This is a genomic window from Glutamicibacter sp. NPDC055354 (genome assembly GCF_053644955.1).
Genome location: NZ_JBSHMB010000001.1, coordinates 1,817,214 through 1,831,779 on the forward strand (window position 1 = coordinate 1,817,214; position 14,566 = coordinate 1,831,779).

The following is a 14,566-nucleotide window of genomic DNA, read 5'->3' on the forward strand; positions in this document are numbered from 1 at the left end:
TTCCGGAGACGTGTCCCCACGCAGTTCGCCCCGTTCCAGGCGGCACTGTACTCTTCACGTGATGAGAAGAGCATCCGTGCTATCGCTACCATCACCCGTATCTTCACTGCTGATCTGGAAACTCTCTGGGCTAGGTTCAGTACATCTGGCGGCATATCTCGAGCCTACTTCAATTCATATTTCGACGGATGCGACAGTGGACATGGACTTGAACTCGGCAACGTTGAGGAGCTCGCGACTCCGATTCCACTATCATCGATGCGTTCCGATTTGCACTTAAGGCCCCCTCAATCTTGGCAATACTTATCGCTAGAGGTGCTACAGCAAATTTCAAATTACAAGTTCTCCGCATAGACCGAATAGTAGACGGACGAAACGTTTCAACCTACCGGAGGTACAAGCAATTACCAAATATAGGCGTCTAGATTCAGCGCCAAGTACTCGGTAACCAACTGATCAAGATTCGGAACGCAAAACCCGGTCAACGAGTTTCAGGTTATCGGCTAGCAAAAACGCATCTTCACAGCAAAGAATTTTTACAGTCAGTCCGCTAGCGGGTCTGCGAGTAGAACCAGTTGATGTGCTCTTCGAGTAGCTGGGCCGCCCGTTCGCGCTGGTTCGTCGCGAATGCGTGGTGGATGGCCTTGTGCTGGCGGCGCAGGACGCGCACCACCGGCTGCCAGGCCTCGTCGCTGGGCACCGATTCGGAGACATAGTCGCTGATCGAGTTGCGCAGCGATTCCATCATCGATTCCACTACCGCGTTGCCGGCCATGGAGGCCAGGAGCACATGGAACTCGGCATCAATGCGGTGGAAGGCCTCGCGCGAGAGCTGCGCGTCGTCCATGCGCATGATCAGCACCGCTGTGCGGTCAATGACCTGCTGGGCATGGATCGGATCGCGCGGCGTCATTTGCGCTGCCCAGGTTTCCAGCAGGATGCGAGATTCGACGATCTCGCGGACGTTGATCCCCTTGGCCGCCAAGTGCAGGCGCAATGCCTGCGAAATGCCTGCCGAGGGGTTGGAGATGATCACCGCTCCGGAGTTGGGCCCGGAGCCGGTTGAAGTCTTGATAATGCCCATCACATCAAGGATGCGGATGGCATCGCGGACCGAGGCCCGCGAGATCCCATGCTGCTCCGCGAGCGCACGCTCGCCGGGAAGCTGGTCTCCAACGGAGAGCTTCTCCTTGCGCAGATCCTCTTCAATTGCTTGGAGAACAATCTGGTACGCACGCGGAGCTGGGTTTACTGGCATCGGATCTATTTTAGCCGTTCACGGCTAAGGCAGCATCCAGGACAGAACCGGGGTGGACTGCAGGTAAACCAAGCAGCACAGCACCAGCAGCATGCCTACGGACCAACCGGCAACCTTCTTGAGGATCACCGACTCCTGGCCTTCCATCTTCACCGAGGTAGCGGCGATGGCCAGGTTCTGCGGGGAGATCAGCTTGCCGACCACGCCGCCGGAGGTGTTGGCGGCAACCAGCAGGTTCGGATCGATGCCGGCATTGATGCCAGCGGTCTGCTGCAGCTTGGCGAACAGCGCGTTGGCCGAGGTATCCGAGCCGGTCACCGCGGTGCCGATCCAGCCCAGGATTGGCGACAGGAAGGCGAAGAATGCGCCGGTGCCTGCCAGCCAGGTGCCAATGGTAATGGTCTGGCCCGAAAGGTTCATCACGTAAGCCAGGCCCAGGACCGAGAGGATGGTCAGCGCGGCGTAGCGCATGTTGTAGACGGTCTTGCCGATTTCGGCAGCACCCTCGGCGAAGGTCATCTTGTACTTGCCGTTGCCGTCGTTCTTCGCGTAGACCAGGGCCACGATCAGGCCGGTGATCAGCAGCAAGGTGCCCGGGGAGGAAAGCCACTGGAAGTTGTAGACGGTCGAAGATACCGCTTCGCCATCAGCATTCAGGATCTTGCCGTCCAGTCCTGGCCAGCCGAACTTGATGTCCGTGGTTGCCAGCCATGCAGGAATGTCCACGCCCAGCTTCCACAGCTTGGCCACGCCGAAGATGACGATAACCAGCAGGTACGGGAACAAGGCCATCCAGGTGTTGACCGGGTGCAGCTTGGCGTTGGCTTCGTATGGAATTGCCGCGGCTTCAGCAGTCAGCACGCGCTGGCGTGCCTCGTCGGCACCCTTTGGAGTCCAGAAGCGCAGCAGGATCACTGCGGCGGCCAAGCCAACCAGCGCAGCAACGATATCGGTCAGCTCATAGGAGAAGTAGGTCGAGCACAGCCACTGGGCGACACCGAAGGAAATGCCGATGGTCAGCGTTGCCGGCAGGGTTTGGCGCATGCCGCGCCAGCCGTCGAGGATCAGCACCAGGATCGATGGGACGAACAGCGCCAGCAGCGGGGACTGGTGTCCAACGATGGCGCCGATGTCGGCAGCCGGGATGCCGGTCAGGGCACCGGCGGTGGTGATCGGGATCGCCACGGCGCCGAAGGCCACCGGGGCGGTGTTGGCAATCAGCACCGCGCAGGCTGCGCGCAGGGGCGACAGGCCCAATGCCAGCAGCATGGTGGCGGTAATCGCCACCGGTGCGCCGAAGCCGGCCAGCGCTTCAAGCAGGCCGCCGAAGCAGAAAGCAATCAGCACGGCCTGGATGCGCACATCGCCGCCGCCGATGACGTCGAAGACGCGGCGCAGGTCTTCGAAGCGGCCCGACTTGACGGTGACCTGGTAGAGGAAGATCGCCATGACAACGATCCAGACGATAGGGAAGGCACCGAAGACCATGCCCATCAGTCCGGAGTTCAATGCCAATCCAACCGGCATGTTCCAGCCGAAGATCGCCACGAGGATGGCAACAGCGAGCGAGCCGAGGCCGGCCCAGTGGGCCTTGACCTTGACTACCGCCAGAAGTACGAAGAAGGCTACAAGCGGGATCAGTGCGATGAGCGCTGAAACAGCTATGCTCCCCGCGATCGGATCCGTGGAGGGTGTAAACACGGTGTGGGCGTCCTTACTCGAGATGGTCTGACCATATGTGGTCCGACCACCTAGAGTACAAGGTGAGAGCTATCACAACAAGTCTTGACTATTACGAAGTACGTGGCATAGTATGGTCTGACCACACCCTGAAAGAGTCATTTATTATGCGAATTGCTCTCTTTGCCACGTGCATTGTGGATGCTATGTATCCGGAAACCGCCAAGTCGACAGTGAAAATCCTGGAACGCTTGGGCCATGAAGTAATTTTCCCCAAGGCGCAAGCCTGCTGTGGGCAAATGCACATGAATTCCGGTTATATGCCTGAAGCCCTGCCCGTGGTCGAAAACCACATCAATGCCTTCGACACCGAAGACTATGACGTCGCGGTGGCCCCCTCGGGCTCCTGCGTTGCTTCGGTCAAGCACCAGCACCCTTTCCTGGCAGAGCGCCTGGGCAAGCCGGAGCTCAAGGAACGCGCAGTTGCCGTGGGCAAGCGCACCTATGAACTGAGCCAGCTGCTGGTGGATGTCCTGGGGATCACCAACGCCGCCGAGCAGCTGGGCAGCTACTTTCCGCAGACCATCACCTACCACCCTTCCTGCCACGGCATGCGTTCGCTGAAACTCGGCGATCGGCAACTTGATCTGCTCAAGACCGTCGGCGGCATCACCGTCAACGAACTTCCGGAAGCTGACCAGTGCTGCGGCTTCGGCGGTACCTTCTCGATCAAGAACTCCGATGTCTCCACGGCAATGCTCGAAGACAAGATGAAGAACATCTGCTCCACCGGCGCCTCGGCCTGCGCGGGCGGCGACGCCTCCTGCCTGATGCACATCGGCGGCGGACTTTCGCGCACCGGAGCCAAGCCAAAGACCCTGCACCTGGCAGATATCCTGGCCAGCACCATGGAAGAGACGGTGTCACTGTGACTCAGGTATTCCTCGGCATGCCTGCCGGCGGGCAGGGCAACCTGTTCGAGACCGAGCCATTCCCCAAGGCCGCGCACCGCGAACTGGGCAACACCCAGATGCGCAAGAACCTGCGCCACGCCACCCACACCATTCGCGACAAGCGGCTGAACGTTGTCGGCGAGCTTCCGGACTGGGAAGAGCTGCGCGACGCCGGCAGCGCCATCAAGAACCTGACGATGGCCAACCTCGAAGAGCGTTTGGAAGAGTTCGAGAAGAACTTCACCGCCCGGGGCGGCATTGTCCACTGGGCCCGTGACGCGGACGAAGCCAACAAGATCGTTACCGAGCTGGTCAAGGCGACCGGCTCGAAAGAGGTCGTCAAGGTCAAGTCCATGGCCACCCAGGAAATCGGCCTGAACGAGCACCTGGAGACTGAGGGCATCGAAGCCTTCGAGACCGACCTCGCCGAGCTGATTGTCCAGCTGGGCAACGACAAGCCAAGCCACATCCTGGTTCCGGCAATCCACAAGAACCGCACCGAGGTGCGCGACATCTTCCTCAAGGAAATGCCGGTAGTGGATCCGAACCTGACCGATGAGCCAGCCAAGCTGGCCGAAGCTGCCCGCAAGCACCTGCGCAAGAAGTTCCTTTCCGCCAAGGTCGCCATCTCCGGCGCGAACTTCGCGCTGGCCGATACCGGCACCCTGGGCGTAGTGGAATCCGAGGGCAACGGCCGCATGTGCCTGACCCTGCCAGAAACCCTGATCACCGTCATGGGCATCGAGAAGGTTCTCCCCCACTGGGAGGACATCGAGGTCTTCATGCAGCTGCTGCCGCGGTCTTCCACCGGCGAGCGCATGAATCCCTACACCTCGCTGTGGACCGGCGTGAGCGAAGACGATGGCCCGCAGAACGTGCACATCGTGCTGCTGGATAACGGCCGCACCCGCGCCCTGGCCGACCGCTTCGGCCGCACCGCGCTGAACTGCATCCGCTGCTCGGCCTGCATGAACGTGTGCCCAGTGTACGAGCGCACCGGCGGCCACGCCTACGGTTCGACCTACCCAGGCCCGATCGGCGCAATCCTCTCCCCGCTGCTGACCGGCATCGAGGTCGAGGAAAACGGTTCCCTGCCATATGCTTCCTCGCTGTGCGGCGCCTGCTACGACGCTTGCCCGGTGAAGATCAACATCCCGGAAATCCTCGTGCACCTGCGCGGCGAGGACGTGGATGCCAACCGCGACAAGCACAAGCTCCCGACCCAGATGGATCTGCTGATGAAGGGCGGTTCCTGGGCGTTGGGCAAGGGCAAGAACCTCGGCCTGCTCGAAAAGGCCTTGCCGCTGGGCCGGCTGATGTCCGGCAAGGAAAAGAAGATCAAGAAGCTTCCGGGCATCGCCGCAGGGTGGACCGCCAGCCGTGACATTCCCGCCCCGCCAAACAAGTCCTTCCGCGACTGGTGGAGCGACGAGAAGGAGTCCAAGTGAGCGCAAAAGACGAAATCCTGGGACGGATCCGCTCGGCACTAGCCGATGCTACCGTCGCCCAAGAGGTACCCCGCGAATACCGCAAGACCTCGGATATGGGTGAAGCTGAGCTCATCGACCTGCTGGTGGACCGCTTGGTGGATTACAAGGCCGGGGTGGACGTCATTGACGCCGCGCAGATCCCGGAATACGTAGCGGCCAAGCTGGCGGGAGCCTCCAGCGTTGTCTACCCGCATGGATTGGACACCGGCTGGCTCTCAGGGCTGGGCGAGAAGGTCGAGCAGCGCATCGATGCCCCGGGCGCACGGCTGAGCATCGCCGAACTGGATGAAACCAGCGCCGTGGTCACCTCGTCGGCCGTTTCGGTCGCCGAGTCCGGCACCATCATCCTCGATGGCGAGCCAAACCAGGGCCGCCGCGCGATTTCGCTGGTACCCGACCACCATGTGTGCATCGTGCCGATCTCCTCGATCGTGCGCCTGCTGCCAGAAGCCATGCCGCGACTGGCCATCACCCGCCCGCAGACCTGGATCTCCGGTCCATCGGCCACCAGTGATATCGAGCTGGAGCGCGTTGAAGGCGTGCACGGCCCGCGTACCTTGGACGTCCTGATGGTTCGCGGTCTGTAAGGCTGGCGCAATATAAGCTTTCGCGGCCGGTTCCCCCCTCCTAAACCTCCAGGGGAACCGGCCGCGAGTGCATTTAAGCGTGCTGTCGACTTCTTGCCCTAGCCGCCGGCAATGAAATCCTTCAGGTCCGCTTCTATTCGATCGCGCGCGGCAAAAACCGAAGCCGACAGCCCGGCCTCGAACATTTCGCGGAAGCGCACCGGTGGAATGGAAACGCTCAACCCCGCGATGACTTCCCCGGCTCCATCGTGACGGCAATCCGTTATGCTTCCCTTGCCTCGGATTTTCATTACCGGATATACCTGGCGCACCCAGCCCGCCAATCCTGTCCAGGCTTGGACGTGTCCATGGTGCTGCCGCTGGACGCGACCGGTGAGTTGGGCGAATTCTTCGCTCAATTCATGACTGAAGCACCAGTAACTGCCTAGCTGCCGATCCGTCATCTGCCCGTGGCAGCTGTCATCCAAAACAGCATCAGCGGGCAGATTCTGATTACATGGATAGGCAGGCGGAAGATTCTCACTTGAAGGGCCGGGATGGAGAAACAACAGGACCTTCGGATTTCGGTACGCACCATTCCCGATTCGGCTTTGCGCTTCGTCGGCTTCCTTTCCTTCTTCGACCGCTATGGCACCCCTCCCATGCTGGTCGCACTTTCGCTGGGCACCTCGCTCAGTTTCGCCCAAGCCGTCCAACTGGTAGCTTCCTATGCCTTGTTCTATGCCATAGGCCAGCCGATCTGGGGCGTGCTTAGCGATCGTTTCGGGCGTCTTGCGGTTTTGCGCGCGGCGCTCATCGGCGCTGGCCTCGGCGCGGTCGCCAGCATCATGTTCACCGACTATTTGCCGCTACTCATTGCTCGCTCCGTCACCGGGTTCATGTTCGGCGCACTGTATCCAACCCTGATGACGCTCCTGGGCGATACCCGCACCGGGGTGGAACGCGCTCGCGGCTTATCTGATTTGCAGATCTATTCCTCGCTGGGCACCACCCTGGCGACATTGGCTTCAGGAGCATTGGCAACATACGCGAACTGGCGGCTGGTGTTCCTGTTGCCTGCACTGGGTTGCTTAGCGGCCCTGTATAGCTTGCGGAAGGCGGCAGAGCCCGAGCATTCGCGTTCCGGATTCAAATTCCGTGCAGCTTTACGTCCTATGAACTTGGCTCTTTATGCCATCGTCTTCCTCGAAGGCGGGCTACTCATGGGATTGCTGACCTATATCGTTCCCGCCTTGCAAGAATCCGGTGTCGCTATTGGCTTGGCAGGAGCGCTAGGTTGCGCTTTTGCCCTGGGAGTCATTCTGGGTGCACGCTTGATGCGCCGATTGGTGGCACGCTTCGGCCGAACGTGGCTTATTGGCGGTGGAGGCCTGGTGCTTTGCGCAGCTTTCCTCCCTTCGGCGTTCGCCCCGTCCCCTGCCTCATATACCTTCACCGCGTTCTTCCTGGGTGCCGCGAACGCGATCATGCACTCATCGATGCAGGGGTGGGCGACCGACATCTCGCCTGATGCGCGGGCCACCACCGTTTCACTGTTCGTTTTTGCCCTGTTCGCCGGGGCATCTGCGGCGACCTACCTAACTGCAGATTTAGCGCAGAATGGCCACTACGGCCAGATCTTCGGGATCGGCTTGGCACTGAGCCTATTACTTGTGGCGGTGGCGACTGGCGCTCATGCGCTGTGGCGTAGAACGCATCCAGCCAGCTGACTTCCCTGGCAGGTACGGGGCATTCTGGCATTGCAGAGAGTTCTTCTAGAGATTAGATGTTATTGCCGGTTGCATGTGAGAATCTTGAATTAAGCGAACGAGCATCACAAGCGGAAAGCAGGTTGCCATGACCAGTCCAGGCGAAGAACCACGAAACCCTTATTCTTCAGGGCACCAGGGTCAGAACCGGCAGTACCAGCAGCCTGGTTCCTACGACCTCAACGGCGTCCCGCAACAGCCTTACTACAATCAACAGGCACATGGCCAACCGGGCCAGTATCCCCCGGGCAACTTCGGCTATCCGACAGCATCCCAATTTCAAGGCACCCAGCTGGCACAGACCTCGATGATTCTTGGCATTGTGTCCATCTTCGTTGCAGGCGTGATCCTTGGCCCGATTGCTATTTTCAAGGCCAATAAAGCCGAAAGGGAATTCAATACGGTCTCCACGGTCGGCAAAGTGACCGGTTGGATCGGCACCATTTTGGGCGTGCTCTGGATCGTGTATGTCGCATTCCTTGTCATCGGTGCTATCGCATTTTCCGTGGACCCGTCATTCAGCGGTTCCTAGGCACGTCTTTCCTCGACTTTAACGACAAAGCCTCCGGCTCACTTTCGTGAGCCGGAGGCTTTGCCGGTATCGGCCCTTGTCCCGTCATCCCCATGACGGCCTTCGGGAAACTTTTACTCTGCGGTTGGCAGTACGAACGAAGCGTCGATTTCGATCTTGACCTTGTCGCTGACCAGAACGCCACCGGCTTCCAATGCTGCGTTCCAGGTGATGCCGAATTCCTTGCGGGAGATGGTCGTGGATGCGAAGAAGCCAACGCGGGTTGCGCCGAAAGCGTCTACAGCTTCGCCGCCGAGCTCTGCTTCGAATTCAACTTCCTTGCTCACGCCGCGGATGGTCAGATCGCCAACGAGAATGAACTCGCCAGCCTCGCCCTTGACCGCAGTGGACTTGAAGGTCATGGTTGGGAACTGCTCGGCGTTGAAGAAGTCCTCGCCCTTCAGGTGGCCGTCGCGGTTAGCGTCCTTGGTATTGACCGATGCGATCTGGACGGTTGCCTCGACCGAGGAATCTGCCAGGGTTGCGCCGGTGGTCAGGGTTGCGTCGAATTCTGTGAAGCTGCCGCGAACCTTGGAGATGCCTGCGTGGCGAACCGAGAAGCCGATCTCGGAGTGCGATGCGTCGAGGTTCCAGGTTCCGGTGGTCAGTGCAGATGCAGTCATGTCTAAATCCTTTCGTCGCGCCATCAAGTAGTTGACGCCTCAATTTGTTTTGCTGATACCAGTATGACACTAATGAAGTTGAAGCGTCAACCACCTTCTCTAAAAAGTTTCATCTGGCCCTTCAAGAGACCCTTATTTTGATACTGACTAGGAAAGTTTCTACTGAAGTTATTTTTTCATGCACCCCTTTACTCAGACGTGTACATGGCTAGACTGAGGCCATGAACGCAAATGAGCCAGTTCCCGATCATGCCCAAGAAGAAGCCGAGTTATCCGCAGAGCTAGAGGAAATTTGGCAAGAAGAATCCATCACTACCGCTGCCGCGACCGAAATCGCCGATGAAGTCGACGGCGAGCTAGGCACTCGCGACCAGCCATAATCAAATTCCACACTAGAACCGTGTACAACTATTGATCGGGTCGTTGAATCAAAATGAACAACTTGTCTTCAAATGAAAGTTTAAGGTCTTTAAGTCACGCATCTAGGCAAAATACGCTCCAGTCGTTCACATGCAGATATCGTAGAGGATACGTAAACAGTCAACGCATCATGAACTGAAGAAATCTTCTAGGAACGAATGACTTTAATAAGCCACACTTCTAAAGCCAAATTACCTGCGATTGCACTCGCGGCTGTTGCATCAGTGGTCTTCTGGTCCCTGAAGCCAATATTCATTTCGATAATCGGAGACCGCGGCGATTACGCCGAGGTCTATGTCGTCTCGGCCACCATTGCGGTGCTTAGCAGTCTAGTTTTTTCACTCATTTTTTGGCGAAAGACCAAAAATCTATTCAGGCGAAAAAAGAGTTTTCTTCGGGCGGTCGGCTGGTCTGCTATATCTGGATTCTTCTTAGCCACGTGGTACTACGGGTACTATCGCGCTTTGTATAGCGCATCCATGACTGACGCAACTGTCATTGCATTCACTTGGCCACTAATTGCAACTATCGCCATCCGAATATTCACTCCAAAAACAGCTGGCAAGTTGAAGCCTGCACAATGGTTGCTGATCCTGGCGTCCTTTGTCGGCGCCGTAGCTATTGGTATTTCGAACATCGGTATGGATTCCTCTAGCGGGTCGAATCACGAAATCATTTGGGCATTCGTTGCTGCACTCGGTAGCGGCCTGTACCTTCCCTTCGCTTTCAAAGCAACTGCAGAAATCGACAAGTGCATAGACTCGAAACCATTCGCCACGTTTTACGCCATCTCCATCGCTAACGCGATATCGCTAGGCGCAGTGTTAGCCCTGCTCGGAGCCTCACACCACACCTTGCGCTTCTATGCATTCGACTCCCAGGTAATTTTTGTTTGCGCATTGATCGGTCTGGGCACTTATCTGGTTGCGGAAGTTACATGGACCTGGGCTTTCCAAGAATACAAGTCCCTTACGCTCTCCTCGCTGCCATATTTCGCACCGGCGGCGTCCGTGATTCTGCTACATGTAATCTTTGACGAGCCGGTACGCCCGATAGCGATGATTGGCTTGGTGCTAATTCTATTTTCGAATCTAACTTTGCATGCTAATCAACAAACAACCAACGCGTTGGGCCTGACCTTAGTCGCGACGGTATACGTCGCGCTTGCGTCACAGATACTGCCGCTAGAGTCGTCCGGTGCAATCCCCGAGTTAACCGCGGCACTGACGGGACTGTTTGCCATTCTCGCTGGCTTCATCCTCTCCCGAGTGTCTGCAAGGCGCACCGAAGAAATCGACGCCCGCGCGCTTCTTGTCAGGCGTTGCATCGCTTTGGACCCAAGTAACGACAAGGTGTTATCCGACAGCCTGCTGTGCCAGTTGCTCGAGTATGAATTCAGCGAGACGGCGGCTGAAAAGCAGCGTCACCTCTTGAAGATCTACGAATTACTTTCCTCCGCAACCCCTACCGAAGCGCAAAAAACAGAGGAAGCCCGTGATGCATTAGCATCATGGATGGCAATCCATGATGATCGCTTATCTATCGGCGAATCCGTAGCGTTGTGGATGACGGGACTCGGCAGTGTCATTTTCGTGCTGTTGTTGCGCGACGCTTCTCCTTTCGGCACGGCAGGATCTGTGGTCTTCGCAGCCGGCGCTTTCTTGCTGATCTTCACCATCCGCGATTACGACCGGAACAATCTGCATGGTTTCCGAAACCAGCTGCGACGACTGCAACAAGGGTTCCAAGAGATTGGAAAGAAGTCTTACGTTCCAGCAGAATTGGTTGAATCTGGATTTGTTACTGCGAAGACCTTCGAAGGTACTGAGATTCGCTACGGGAAGTCAACGATAACGGCATCGACTGAACCAAACTTCCAGAAGCGTAGAATTTTCGATTCCGTATATTTGGGAACTGCAATCATCGTCATCCTGATCATTCTGCTTCTGCCAATATCGAAACTTGGCTTGTCCGCCGGAACCCGAATTGATTCTCCACGACCGGGTGACGACACTGCGGTGTCAGGAACAGCTAGCGAAGAGCAGCAGACGATCACCATCACTGATCCGGGATGGGCCGCGGCGCAGGTGACTTCGGAAATCATTAGTGCAGTTCTATCTGCAAATGATATCCCGAACGCTATAGTACCTCAGGCTCATCTCTCGGCCGCCGAACAGTTCTTGTCCAAGAGCTCGGAACCATTGGTGCATCCGGATCTATGGTTACAGAACCAGTCCACACGATTCCAAGATGCCGTTGAAAGCAAGAATATCAAGTTGTCTGCGCACAGCTACAGCACCTCACAGGGCATCTATATTCTTGATTCCGCTGAAACGAAAAGTCACGTCACGGGGTTAGCCTCGCTTAGAAACTCAGTAACTGCCGAGCTATTCGATACAGATAGTGATGGCAAGGGAGAACTGTGGATCGGAGCACGCGGTTGGTCCACAGCCGACTCGCTCGACAAGTGGATTCAGGACCACGATCTCCCAGCCGTTGAAACGGAGATGTACTCTGAGTCCATTTTCAAGGCAAAACTTGATGCCTTCGCAAATAAGAATAAACCTGTCATCTTCTACGGCTACGTCCCGGACGACATCCACCGAATCTATGATCTACGTCTTCTCGATCCACTGGATAGGTCCATCTCAAGTGGCGATGTCGAGGCATTCGTCGCCCGCACTCCAGCCGTTGCCGAGATATCGAGTACAGCCGACCGTATCCTGGATCAAATGGCATTCTCTGTCGACGACATGAACGAATTCATTGAACAAGAACAGGAAGGGGTAGATCCGAAACTGATCGCCGATAACTGGATGGAAAATCACGCTGAAAGAGTCACCCGGTGGCAAGAAGTCTCCAGTGCCAAGAAGTAGCATTCAGCCGACTTTCGTTCGATACAGTATCCAGTACTCAAGAAATGTAGTGAGATAGATTCATGAAACTTGCAACGCTCCGCCTCGCCAGCGAACCAGGCCATACCACCGCTGCTGTCATTGAAGATGGCCGCGCCTACTACTTGGACAACCTCGATTCAGTGCAGCGTTTCCTGCGTCTTGATGACGCAACTCAGCAAGAAGTAGTTGCTCGCGCTTTGGTGGGTGATTCCATCGCCGAGGGCGAAGCCGACTACGCTCCGCTGATCACCAAGCCGGAGAAAATCTACTGCATCGGGTTGAACTACAAGACGCATGCGGCCGAGGTCGGCGAAGACCTGCCGAAGTATCCGACGGTGTTCGCGAAGTTCGCTTCCACCCTATGCGGTGCCAAGGACACCATCGAAATTCCAGTGGAAGACCACCGGGTGGATTACGAAGCAGAGCTGGCCATCATTATCGGCAAGCCGGGTCGCCGCATCAGCCAGGAGGCTGCAGCCGCGCATATTGCCGGTTACGCCGTGGCCAGCGATGTGTCGATGCGCGGTTACCAGGGCCGCACCCAAGAGTGGCTGCAGGGCAAGATCTGGGATCGCTCCACTCCCCTGGGCCCGTGGCTCGTGACCCCGGATGAGCTGGATCCCGCCGCCCGCATTACCAGCACAGTCAATGGCACCGTGTTGCAGGACGAACAGATTGATGATCTGATTTTCTCTGCTGACGCCTTGGTTTCCTACCTCTCGACATTCAATGAATTGCAGCCAGGCGACGTCATCCTGACGGGTACGCCCTCTGGTGTTGCGTTGGGCCGCCGCGACGAGAATGGGCGTCACCCGTGGCTCAAGCACGGCGATTCACTTGAAACTTCGATCGAAGGCCTGGGTACCTCTGCGGTAGTTTTCAACGCGCCGCAGAACTGATATTTCTTGTCGCTTCCGGGGGCCTGTCCGCATTTGCGGGCGGGCCCCCGAGGCGTTAAGCCCCGTTCCCAGTTTTGCTATTGAGACTCATTATCATATAAGCTTGAACGCGTGAATCTCATCGTTCTCTCCGCACTTGATACTTCCAGCCGCGACTCCGGCCTCAGCCACCTGGGACACCACCATCCTGATGCCGTCATCTTGCGCTATGACTTCGTCGACGGCAATCGGCTGGTGCGCCACGTCTCCGGATCTGCAGCCGCAGAACATGCCGAAACCGTTCTTGGGCACCCCTGCATCGGCTGTGCGACGAAGTTCGAGATCCTGCCGACGATCCAACGCCTGGCACCGGAAGATTCCGAGGCCGCAATGATCCTGGCGTTGCCCGCCACATGGCCTAGCGGAACAGTGCTGGACATGCTCGGCACAAAGCTCGAACCATTGGAAATCCGGATCAGCAGCATCGTCTTGTCCCTGGATCCCGCCGAATTGGAAAACCAGATGTGGGACCGGCACACCCTCTGGGAATCGGGATTCAACGCCATGGAACGCGATGCGAGGACGTCGGGAGAGTTCTTCTTCACCGAATTGATGCAGGCAGATACCCTCATTCCGGTCGAAGGCCTGGAAACCCAACTGCTCGAAAGTGCCACCGGTCCACGACGCGCAGGCGGCCCCGACTTTGAAGCCGGCCTCGAATTAGCTCGGCAGATGGCACCGCATGCGCATATCTGCGTGCACGAAGAAGGACTCGGCTCCTTCCACCCCGGAGCAGCGCGCCAACGCACCAGCGCCGGGCACCTGCCGCAAACAGCAACCAATGCTCGCACTATGCCGATCCGCCTGCACGCCGAGCGCCCGCTTCATCCCGAGCGCTTCCGCCAGGCCCTTCCCTCCCTGGCCGAATCCTGCACGTGCATCCGCGGCATCCTCTGGGTGGCTAGTGCGCTCAGCGAGCGCGTGGCCATCGGGGGAGCCGGTCCGCGCATCTGGATGGAAAACACCGGAGCGTGGAACTCGAAGATCGCCGTCTCGGAATTGCTGCTCTACGGATCCGAACACGAAGCTTCGCAGATCGAGACGGTCTTCAACCAATGCCAGGTCACCGAGGAAGAACTCAAGGACCTGTTCAGCTCCGCACATCATGAAGGAGGTGAATGGCATGAAAGTTAGGAACTCCATCCGTGCACTGAAGAAGGCGCCCGGCTCCCAGGTAGTGAGACGACGAGGTCGCGTATTCGTGATCAACAAGAAGAATCCGCGCATGAAAGCACGGCAGGGCTGAACCCCGGGAATTGCCGGCGTCCACGTCAGTGGATGCCGGCAATGCAGCAGCCAGCTCGAGCCCTTGGCCTTTTCGTGAAATTAAGTTAACGAACCGGACATGGCATCGTCCAGCGCGCTTTGTGACACGGCTCTCCCCTTGTCATATGATGGCAC

Annotated in this window: 14 protein-coding genes; 10 read left to right on the top strand and 4 right to left on the bottom strand. The window is 57.7% G+C overall.

Going from position 1 to position 14,566, the window contains the following annotated elements; translation table 11 throughout:
- Window positions 1-550 precede the first annotated feature (550 nt).
- Both ACWICV_RS08445 and ACWICV_RS08450 read right to left on the bottom strand, forming a co-directional pair.
- The gene (locus tag ACWICV_RS08445) at window positions 551-1,258 is read right to left on the bottom strand and encodes a FadR/GntR family transcriptional regulator (protein ID WP_105656270.1); all 708 of its coding nucleotides are present in this window, start codon (window positions 1,256-1,258) and stop codon (window positions 551-553) included.
- 24 nt (window positions 1,259-1,282) lie between these two features.
- Window positions 1,283-2,959 carry an L-lactate permease gene (locus ACWICV_RS08450; RefSeq protein WP_365943363.1) on the bottom strand — a complete coding sequence of 559 codons (1,677 nt, stop codon included), beginning with the start codon at window positions 2,957-2,959 and terminating at the stop codon, window positions 1,283-1,285.
- 146 nt (window positions 2,960-3,105) lie between these two features.
- Between ACWICV_RS08450 and ACWICV_RS08455 the strand changes: the two genes are divergently transcribed.
- From ACWICV_RS08455 to ACWICV_RS08465, 3 genes are read left to right on the top strand one after another with little or no spacing between them, the layout of a single operon-like run.
- Window positions 3,106-3,870: a (Fe-S)-binding protein gene (locus ACWICV_RS08455; RefSeq protein WP_105656268.1), complete on the top strand. Its 765-nt coding sequence runs from the start codon at window positions 3,106-3,108 to the stop codon at window positions 3,868-3,870.
- Between the two features lie 17 nt (window positions 3,871-3,887).
- Window positions 3,888-5,339: a LutB/LldF family L-lactate oxidation iron-sulfur protein gene (locus ACWICV_RS08460; RefSeq protein ID WP_105662149.1), complete on the top strand. Its 1,452-nt coding sequence runs from the start codon at window positions 3,888-3,890 to the stop codon at window positions 5,337-5,339.
- The gene (locus ACWICV_RS08465) at window positions 5,336-5,968 is read left to right on the top strand and encodes a LutC/YkgG family protein (RefSeq protein ID WP_454090455.1); all 633 of its coding nucleotides are present in this window, start codon (window positions 5,336-5,338) and stop codon (window positions 5,966-5,968) included. The genes ACWICV_RS08460 and ACWICV_RS08465 overlap by 4 nt, the downstream gene beginning before the upstream one ends.
- A gap of 98 nt (window positions 5,969-6,066) precedes the next feature.
- On the opposite strand, the gene ACWICV_RS08470 is transcribed toward ACWICV_RS08465, so the two are convergent.
- Window positions 6,067-6,366, bottom strand: coding sequence for a hypothetical protein (locus ACWICV_RS08470; RefSeq protein ID WP_434689180.1), 300 nt, complete (start codon window positions 6,364-6,366; stop codon window positions 6,067-6,069).
- Window positions 6,367-6,504: 138 nt separating this feature from the next.
- On the opposite strand from ACWICV_RS08470, the gene ACWICV_RS08475 reads away from it, so the two are divergent.
- Together ACWICV_RS08475 and ACWICV_RS08480 are read left to right on the top strand one after the other, a co-directional pair.
- Window positions 6,505-7,677 (top strand): MFS transporter, encoded by a 1,173-nt coding sequence (locus ACWICV_RS08475; RefSeq protein ID WP_454090454.1) that lies wholly within the window; start codon window positions 6,505-6,507, stop codon window positions 7,675-7,677.
- Window positions 7,678-7,804: 127 nt separating this feature from the next.
- On the top strand, window positions 7,805-8,248 hold the full coding sequence (locus ACWICV_RS08480) for a DUF4190 domain-containing protein (RefSeq protein ID WP_133834047.1): 444 nt from the start codon (window positions 7,805-7,807) through the stop codon (window positions 8,246-8,248).
- Between the two features lie 113 nt (window positions 8,249-8,361).
- On the opposite strand, the gene ACWICV_RS08485 is transcribed toward ACWICV_RS08480, so the two are convergent.
- Window positions 8,362-8,910 carry a YceI family protein gene (locus ACWICV_RS08485; protein ID WP_105656264.1) on the bottom strand — a complete coding sequence of 183 codons (549 nt, stop codon included), beginning with the start codon at window positions 8,908-8,910 and terminating at the stop codon, window positions 8,362-8,364.
- 221 nt (window positions 8,911-9,131) lie between these two features.
- On the opposite strand from ACWICV_RS08485, the gene ACWICV_RS08490 reads away from it, so the two are divergent.
- The 5 genes from ACWICV_RS08490 to ykgO all read left to right on the top strand — a co-directional run bounded on the left by ACWICV_RS08490 (window position 9,132) and on the right by ykgO (window position 14,411).
- The gene (locus ACWICV_RS08490; RefSeq protein ID WP_454090453.1) at window positions 9,132-9,290 is read left to right on the top strand and encodes a hypothetical protein; all 159 of its coding nucleotides are present in this window, start codon (window positions 9,132-9,134) and stop codon (window positions 9,288-9,290) included.
- Between the two features lie 198 nt (window positions 9,291-9,488).
- On the top strand, window positions 9,489-12,206 hold the full coding sequence (locus tag ACWICV_RS08495) for a glycine betaine ABC transporter substrate-binding protein (protein WP_454090452.1): 2,718 nt from the start codon (window positions 9,489-9,491) through the stop codon (window positions 12,204-12,206).
- 62 nt (window positions 12,207-12,268) lie between these two features.
- Window positions 12,269-13,126 carry a fumarylacetoacetate hydrolase family protein gene (locus ACWICV_RS08500; protein ID WP_454090451.1) on the top strand — a complete coding sequence of 286 codons (858 nt, stop codon included), beginning with the start codon at window positions 12,269-12,271 and terminating at the stop codon, window positions 13,124-13,126.
- A gap of 111 nt (window positions 13,127-13,237) precedes the next feature.
- Window positions 13,238-14,299: a GTP-binding protein gene (locus tag ACWICV_RS08505; RefSeq protein ID WP_454090450.1), complete on the top strand. Its 1,062-nt coding sequence runs from the start codon at window positions 13,238-13,240 to the stop codon at window positions 14,297-14,299.
- The gene (gene ykgO, locus ACWICV_RS08510; protein WP_073707785.1) at window positions 14,289-14,411 is read left to right on the top strand and encodes a type B 50S ribosomal protein L36; all 123 of its coding nucleotides are present in this window, start codon (window positions 14,289-14,291) and stop codon (window positions 14,409-14,411) included. The genes ACWICV_RS08505 and ykgO overlap by 11 nt, the downstream gene beginning before the upstream one ends.
- Window positions 14,412-14,566: the final 155 nt, after the last annotated feature.